8 protein-coding genes and 1 tRNA gene are annotated in these 7,487 nt (G+C 35.8%); 8 read left to right on the top strand and 1 reads right to left on the bottom strand.

Annotation, left to right across the window (positions count from 1 at the left end):
• The 5 genes from CIN_RS11170 to CIN_RS11155 all read left to right on the top strand — a co-directional run.
• Positions 1 to 316 (top strand): hypothetical protein (locus CIN_RS11170; RefSeq protein WP_245527844.1); only part of this gene is annotated, 316 nt, incomplete at its 5' end.
• Positions 288 to 710: a hypothetical protein gene (locus tag CIN_RS11165; RefSeq protein WP_040364492.1), complete on the top strand. Its 423-nt coding sequence runs from the start codon at positions 288 to 290 to the stop codon at positions 708 to 710. The genes CIN_RS11170 and CIN_RS11165, both read left to right, overlap by 29 nt.
• Positions 688 to 846: a hypothetical protein gene (locus CIN_RS11970; RefSeq protein ID WP_008855188.1), complete on the top strand. Its 159-nt coding sequence runs from the start codon at positions 688 to 690 to the stop codon at positions 844 to 846. The genes CIN_RS11165 and CIN_RS11970 overlap by 23 nt, the downstream gene beginning before the upstream one ends.
• 84 nt (positions 847 to 930) lie before the next feature.
• Positions 931 to 1,449 carry a hypothetical protein gene (locus CIN_RS11160; RefSeq protein ID WP_008855187.1) on the top strand — a complete coding sequence of 173 codons (519 nt, stop codon included), beginning with the start codon at positions 931 to 933 and terminating at the stop codon, positions 1,447 to 1,449.
• A gap of 515 nt (positions 1,450 to 1,964) precedes the next feature.
• Positions 1,965 to 2,558, top strand: a complete 594-nt coding sequence (locus CIN_RS11155) for a Panacea domain-containing protein (protein WP_008855186.1) — start codon at positions 1,965 to 1,967, stop codon at positions 2,556 to 2,558.
• Positions 2,559 to 2,580: 22 nt separating this feature from the next.
• Here CIN_RS11155 and CIN_RS11150 read toward each other — a convergent pair.
• Positions 2,581 to 2,655: transfer RNA gene (locus CIN_RS11150), tRNA-Thr, on the bottom strand.
• Between the two features lie 458 nt (positions 2,656 to 3,113).
• Between CIN_RS11150 and CIN_RS11145 the strand changes: the two genes are divergently transcribed.
• The 3 genes from CIN_RS11145 (at position 3,114) to CIN_RS11135 (ending at position 7,376) form a co-directional block, all read left to right on the top strand.
• Positions 3,114 to 4,688: an efflux transporter outer membrane subunit gene (locus tag CIN_RS11145; protein ID WP_008855185.1), complete on the top strand. Its 1,575-nt coding sequence runs from the start codon at positions 3,114 to 3,116 to the stop codon at positions 4,686 to 4,688.
• Between the two features lie 109 nt (positions 4,689 to 4,797).
• Positions 4,798 to 5,874, top strand: a complete 1,077-nt coding sequence (locus tag CIN_RS11140; protein ID WP_008855184.1) for an acyltransferase family protein — start codon at positions 4,798 to 4,800, stop codon at positions 5,872 to 5,874.
• Between the two features lie 98 nt (positions 5,875 to 5,972).
• Positions 5,973 to 7,376 (top strand): PIN-like domain-containing protein, encoded by a 1,404-nt coding sequence (locus CIN_RS11135; protein ID WP_008855183.1) that lies wholly within the window; start codon positions 5,973 to 5,975, stop codon positions 7,374 to 7,376.
• The last annotated feature ends 111 nt before the right edge of the window (positions 7,377 to 7,487 follow it).

The raw sequence follows: 7,487 nt of genomic DNA, 5'->3' as shown, positions 1-7,487 counted from the left end.
GGAACGGGGCGCTATAGGCGTCTTTTTTTATGCCTTTTTTATGGGAAAAGTAATGGATAGCACAGATTTATTAATGCAGATGTTTCAGTATTGCCTTGGTATGATCCCAGGGGATATTGCAGCGAATATAATTTCAATCGTGACGGTTGTAGTGACGGTTTGCACGTTGGTTTTGCGTTTTTGGAAAGAGCCTCAATCAACAAGTAAATTATATAAGGTATGGAAAATTATCCATGTTCTAGCGTCATTTAAGAGAGCTACTCCGACGATTAAAGGAGAAATTAAAGATGGTTCAGAGATTAATTCAAAAAGTTAAGAAGCACGATCATTGGTCTGCCGAATGGTGGGGGGGCTTGTTTATGATATGTTATGGGATTGCTGGCCTTTTGGTAACTGATTACGAAATTGTGCCAAAGTCCTTTACTTATGGGTTCAATCGGTTTTTACCCTGCAATATGTGGCAAACAATATATTTATTATCTGGTTTTTATCAACTGGCAATGTTGAGAAAAGATAGTTTAGGAGGCCGTCTCTTTGCTTCCTTTTTTTCTGGATCATTATTGGTTTGGGGCGTTTTAAACATTCTTATTTATGGCAATGGTCATTATATCATGTTCGGGTGCGCGATTTTTGCTTTGATTAACCTTGTCGCCTTGGCACGTATTGGCACAGGGATAGAGCAAAACGATGAGTATTCTGGAAATTTTTAAGTGGTGGTGGGAAAATAACATTGAGTGGATCAGATTGAATGATCCTTGGGTGATCCCTGTGGTGGCGATTAGCTTACCACTATCATTTTTATTACGTGCAATCGCTGTAATTATTCGCGTGTGGCGTGGGAAATAGGTTTTTGTCAGAGGCGGAAAAACTAACTACCCAATAAAATACAGCCTCAAAATTATCATTAAAAATCAACATAGGAAATTGAATATGGCTAAAGTAACAGGTGGGATTTATATCCCTCACTTGAAAGAACATATTGTAACACCAGCTTTAAATTATATTGGGTTGGGTGGTGCGAGGGCTATTAATCTTGTCACCGGAACCTTTTTAGCTGAAGGTTATGCTGGTGGGGTAACTTATCTTAAGCAATTAGGTTCTGGCCCTGCTGTGGGTGCAATGCAGATGGAGCCTGCAACCTATAATGACATTTGGGAAAACTTTCTTAGTGGTTCCAAGCGTGCGACATTGGCAACCTATTTGAAACATTTGGCCGGTGATTGGAACACGGACGCTAATGGTATTCCGTTACCTAGTGTTATGACAGGGAATGTCTTCTTTGCTGCTGCTATGTGTCGAGTGCATTATTTGCGTGTTTCTGCTGCGATTCCAGAGGCTACAGATGCTCAGGCGTTATCGAATTACCACAAGAAGTATTACAATACCAGTGCTGGCAAAGCTGATCCAACGGCGAATAAAGACCGTTTCCAGCAAGCTATTGATGTTTGATATATAAAGGGGTATCGGTAATAGCTACCCCCTTTTTATAGGGTGCCGGATAAATAAGTAAAATATATAATTATTGGCTAATTTTCAACATTATATAGGTGCCGGTTCAGTCGTACGATTTTATCGTGCAACTGCCTATTGAAAGACTTTTTCGGTTTAATCCACATGTCAATATAATGTCTAAGACACAAAAAAGAGTTTAGCAATGGACGGCAATCCAAAAGCTAAGCTCTTTTTAAAATTATTTTTAACCAAAGTTTTGTTCATTCCCTCAAAAAGAAAAACAAAACGGATTAAAGGCACCCTATGAAAGGGTTTTGTTATGCCTGATTATATCTATTTAAGTTTAAAAAAGCAAGGATTATTTTAGAGACAAATTTTATCTTTTTTTGTCTCTTGATTTTTCTCCTTGTACAGACCTCTTATTTGCACTACTATGAGTTAGAGAGGAAATCACCAACTAAGCCAGTATTTCCTTAGTGTCTAGCGTGTAAATGTGATGAATTGGAATCGGTATGTTTCAAGCCCATGACGTCGCTGCGGTTGCTAATGAATTTATAAGATTAGCAAGAGAAGAAGGTCTGATTTTGAGGAATGTGCAATTACAAAAGCTACCTTATATTGCACAAGGATGGAGCCTTGCTTTACGTGATAAACCTCTGATTAAACAAACTGTAAAGGCTTGTCATTATGGTCCTGTTTATCGAAAATTATATGAATCATTAGCACAATACGGCTCTGGCCCTGTCAAAGATTTTATTCATGAAAATGACAGTGGCCGAGATATCACAATAGAGACTAGAGGCCCTAAAGTGACTGGTAATTTGTGCGACGATGATCTTAATTTAATTAAAGTAGTTTGGAATAATTATCGTAATTATAGTGCCTATCAACTTTCTGCATTAACACATCAACCTGGAACGCCTTGGAGTCAAACTCGAGAAAAAGGGAAAAGAGAAATTCCTAATGACCTTATTAGAGAATATTACTGCAATTTACAGAAGAGTGTTAACGCCTCTTTGAGCTGGGTAATGAATCGATTGAATGGGGTAATATTACAGACTATATGGCGTTTACTTTACACCAAATTACACCAAATTGCATTTTAACTGATTGATTTTATTAATTTTATGGTGCTGTTAGAGAGGATTGAACTCTCGACCTCTCCCTTACCAAGGGAGTGCTCTACCACTGAGCTACAACAGCATTATGTGCTTTAGTAGCTTTTCATGAAAAATGATGCAACAAAAAAATTCACTTTTTAATGTTTTTTTTATTTTTATTGGTGAAAATAAGAAAGTTATTTAGTTTGCGTTTGTGTCTTTAGTTACTTATGATTTTATATAATTATTCATAAAAAATCGGTTTTATGTGGCAGGAATAGGAGCAATTATTATTTTTTCTATTTAATTCTTTTTAATCTCTTTTTTTCTTCACTATATCATTTTTAGTATTTTCTGTTTTATGTGGTTTTTTTGTGTAGTGTTTTATTGAGCAGCCTATGTTGAAGAGGATCAGAAGTTAAGGTGTAATTCTTAAATATTGAGATATCTATGTTACGTTTTCTTTTTGTTTATTGATCTGATGTTGAAAAGTGTTACATATAACTTAATTTTAATGGGACATCCTATTAATTAATCGCATCATAAGTTTTGGCTGGCATAATGAAATATACGTTTTCTTTTTTATCAATGGTTATTGTAATTCCAACGCTTGTTGGCTGTGCTGTGGGGCCTGATTATCATAAAGAAGATGTATGGACGCCTTCCAAGTGGTCAAAACCAACACAAAATTTACAGGCCTCTGTGAATAGCCAAGTGGTCATGGATAAAATTAATCCTCAATGGTGGGATTATTTTCATGATCCTGTTTTGTCTGATTTAGAGCGTCGTGCAGTTACAGCTAACTTGGATGTTCAAATGGCGACACAACGTTTGATTGCCAGTCGCGCTCAATTAATGATTGCCGGTTCTGCGCGTTTTCCAAGTGTAAATGGATCAGCGGGATATCAACGCAATCAATATAGTAAAAAGGGATTTAGTCGAGCGATCGATAAAATTAGAAATCGAGAGCCAGCTCTTGGTAATATGGTTAATCCTAGTGATATTGATGTTCCAGCTTTTAACCAATGGGATGATGCATTGGATACAAGTTGGGAAGTTGATTTGTGGGGTCGTGTAAGAAGACAATATGAGTCAGCAAAAGCTTTGAAGCAAATGTCTGAAGAGGATCGTAGAGGGATTCTCATTGCTCAACAAGCAGAAGTTGCACAGAATTATATGACATTGCGTGGCTTACAAGCCCAGCTGCAGATTGTTAAAGAAAATGAAAAAATTGCACAAGATATTTTAGACTTAGCCAATCAGCGTTTTAACGGTGGGCTTGTGACTGAACTCGACGTTCGTTCAGCAGAAGCACAGCTAGAACAAACCAGAGCAGATATTCCTAATTTAGAACAACAAATTATTGAATATATCAATGCATTAGGATTATTGTTGGGTGAGCCTCCTCGTGCATTAAGCACAGAGCTATCAACACCTAAACCTATCCCTCCAGTTCCTTCTCAAGTTCCTATTGGTTTTCCTTCTGAGCTTGCACAACGCAGACCTGACATTCGTCAAGCGGAAGCTAAATTACATTCTGCAACGGCTGAAGTTGGTGTTGCAGAAGCAGATTTTTATCCTAAAGTGACGATAGATGCGCGTTTAGGCTTCCAATCTTTATCATTGCGAGATCTTGGCTTTTGGAGTTCTAGAGCATGGAGTGTCGGGCCATCTCTTTCTTTGCCTATTTTTGAGGGCGGAAAGTTAAAAGGGCAGTTAACTCTGAAAAAAGCAGAGCAAAAAGAGGCTGCTTTAGCCTATCGTAAAACAGTATTACAGGCATGGCAAGAAGTCGATAATGCATTAAATGCCTATCAAGCAGAACAACTTAGACAAGTTCGTTTGCAAGATACAGTGAAGTCTAACCAACGTTCTGTTTATTTAGCTCAAGCTCAATATCGCCAAGGATTACAGACTTTTATTAATGTATTGAATGCAGAAAGACGTTTGCTTTCTTCACAACAAGATTTAGTTAATAGTAATACTCAAATTTCTATTAATCTTGTGCAGCTGTATAAAGCGCTCGGTGGCGGTTGGGAAAGCACATATCCTGATAGTTCACAAATTGCATCAACACAACCTCAAACAGAAGTGCAAACTCAAGGTCAAACACAAACGATGTCTAAAAAGAATTAATTGATCTAGACTGATATTATTAGTTTTTTCATAAACAGATCTGTGGATCTTTGAATATAGATTGTTGTATAAAGCTCAAGGTTATTTATATTCATTGAGTAGAACAAAAATGCAGCAGAAAAAAATTAATAGTATCCAAGGGTTAAGGTGCTTTGCTGCGTTAATTGTTTGTGCAATGCATATTATCAGCGCTAAGCCAGGTTCAGATCATTGGATCAGAATTGCACAATATGCGGTAAATTCTATTGGTAAATATGGTGTTGATTTATTTTTTACAATCAGCGGGTTTATTATTACCTGGATTGTAATGAAAGAGGTTAGTCTTCCATCTATTAAAAGAGCATTTTCTTTTTTGATTAAACGCCTATTTAGAGTGTATCCATTGTACTGGGTAACGTTAGGCTTTATGATTTTATTGTCTATCATGATGAATGGTGGACATATAGCACAAGACGTACAACAAGCATTGCATTGGCCTGTTATTTTTTTGGCGATATTTTCTATTCCTTTACAGTCAGCAGCATGGACATTGGGATTTGAGCTATATTTCTATGGCGTAGTGTTTCTTTTTATGTGTTTGTTTCCCAAGAAATACTTCTTACCGTTTTTTACACTGTGGGCTTTGGCACATTTTCTAACGATTTTAGCGATCACTCATGGAATGCTCTTTAGATATTGTTTTCTATTAATGCATAACCGTATTCTAGAGTTCTTTTTTGGGTTATTTGCAGGATATTTATTGCACTTTTTTTATCAATATTATCGTTGGGATAAATATATCAGCATTGCCTTAGGAGCTATTTTATTATCGATTGGTGTATGGACTTCTTATACACGTATCCCAAATGTTGATTTGGTGCGTTGGGAAGTTATTTATTACTATGCGTTTCCATCAGCACTCTTTATTTATGGTCTTGTCGGATTGGAAATGAGAGGGGAGTTATCAACCCCTAAATTATTCAAAGCGCTGGGTGATGTTTCTTACTCTATTTATTTATGGCATTTCCCGATTATACAAGCTGCTGGATATTTATCTATTTATTGCCTTTTTTATCAACATTTACATCCGTTGGTACAAGCCTTATTTGAAATTAGCATGGTTATATTAATTAGCTTTGCAAGTTATCGTTGGATTGAAAAGCCTTTCATTGAATGGTCCCATAAATTAGCTGGGTATATAAAGTAATTTCTATATAAACGGTTTTGAAACGCTCGTTGCTTTACTAATGATACTTATTGAAACATAATGATAACATATCGTTATGATTTACAAGAGTATCTGTGATGGAATCATTTTTTGAATATGAAGAGTCTCAACATTCTGTTCAGGAGGTTTGGGATGATCCAGAGACAATTTTTGTTGTGGATACGAATATCTTTTTAAATATCTATGTATTTCATCAGGAAACTCGACAAGCAATTTATGATGCTTTGGATAAGATCAAAGAGCGCTTATGGTCTCCTCATCAAGTAATGCTGGAATTTCATAAAAATAGAGCTGGTAAAATTCAAGAGAGTAAAAAACGTCTTGATACAATTGAAAGTCATATCAACAAATTTATAAAGCAATTTAAGTTTAAGGATAGCGAATTAACGACATGTGATAATCAATATGGAAAGTGGTATCCGTCAATTCGTGAGCACTTAACAATTTTTCAGAAAAATGCTCAAGTTGTTATTAAGAATCAATTTGAAGAGTTAGAAAAATCATTGGAAGTAGAAGCGAAAATACTTCGAGAGGAATTAGATAGTTGGAAAAAGCAAATAATACCTTCGGTTACAGAGGATTCTATTTATCAAAAACTATGTGAGTTTTATTCTGATGATAAAATTGGAGAACCATTCACGCAATTGGAACTAGACGCACTTTATAAAGAAGGAGAGTGGCGTTTTCAACATGACATGCCTCCAGGTTATAAAGATAAAGCAAAAGATGAAATTTATCATCATAGGGGCGTTATCTATCAATCTAAATTTGGTGATTTAATTTTATACAAACAAATCCTGGAGTATTGCAAAACGCACCATATTAAAAATGTAATCTTAGTTTCAGAAGATAATAAAGAAGATTGGGTAGATAAAGATACAAAAACACTTCGCAAAGAAATAAGAGGGGAGGCTTATGAGGTTGCTGGTATCCAGAACTTTATAATGATGAATAAGGATTCTTTGCTTACATATAGTGAGATAGAAAAGAGTCCACAGGTAAAAGAGGATTTGGAACGTGCTGATAATATATATGGTGAATCGATAGGGCTAGAAACTGATTTATCAGTGATAGGGAAGAAGATTATCGATACTCTGTGTGATAAGGGTTTGTCTCTTGGTAGTAAGCGGACTATTTTGGAGGGGTTAAGTGGTAAGGAGTGGAGCGATGAAGAATTTTATTATGCTATATCAGGAGATGATTTGACGTCGCCTTATAAGGGGGTGTTGTATGATAAATCACTTCAAGCTGTGAAGTTATTTGGTACGAAAAGCGAAGTGTCTAGAATTCTTGTAGATGAAAGGTTAAGTAAAGCAGAGAAGATTGAATTAATTAAATGTATTATGAAGCTAATTCTTTGGGGGGATATTGCTGATATGATTAGTATAGAGCCTTTTCATTTTAATAAAACTGATGAATCATTAGGGGAAAGTATACTTAAGCAAGCGTATGATGAAGTAAGGCGAAATTCTAAATGCTAAGATTTTTCAGACTCGCTTTTCTCACTTTCACTGACTCCCAGATTTCGTAACATCTTGAAATTGTTGACTTTTATAAAAAATTAACAAAAACTTGAGAAAAGATTAAGAATC

Source organism: Commensalibacter intestini A911, assembly GCF_000231445.1.
GTDB classification, from domain to species: Bacteria; Pseudomonadota; Alphaproteobacteria; order Acetobacterales; family Acetobacteraceae; genus Commensalibacter; species Commensalibacter intestini.
This window is presented reverse-complemented; position numbering and strand designations above follow the sequence as displayed.

Coding starts and splice junctions, on each gene's coding strand:
- CIN_RS11165 (WP_040364492.1), top strand. CDS start 288: ATGGTTCAGAGATTAATTCAAAAAGTTAAGAAGCACGATCATTGGTCT.
- CIN_RS11970 (WP_008855188.1), top strand. CDS start 688: ATGAGTATTCTGGAAATTTTTAAGTGGTGGTGGGAAAATAACATTGAG.
- CIN_RS11160 (WP_008855187.1), top strand. CDS start 931: ATGGCTAAAGTAACAGGTGGGATTTATATCCCTCACTTGAAAGAACAT.
- CIN_RS11155 (WP_008855186.1), top strand. CDS start 1,965: ATGTTTCAAGCCCATGACGTCGCTGCGGTTGCTAATGAATTTATAAGA.
- CIN_RS11145 (WP_008855185.1), top strand. CDS start 3,114: ATGAAATATACGTTTTCTTTTTTATCAATGGTTATTGTAATTCCAACG.
- CIN_RS11140 (WP_008855184.1), top strand. CDS start 4,798: ATGCAGCAGAAAAAAATTAATAGTATCCAAGGGTTAAGGTGCTTTGCT.
- CIN_RS11135 (WP_008855183.1), top strand. CDS start 5,973: ATGGAATCATTTTTTGAATATGAAGAGTCTCAACATTCTGTTCAGGAG.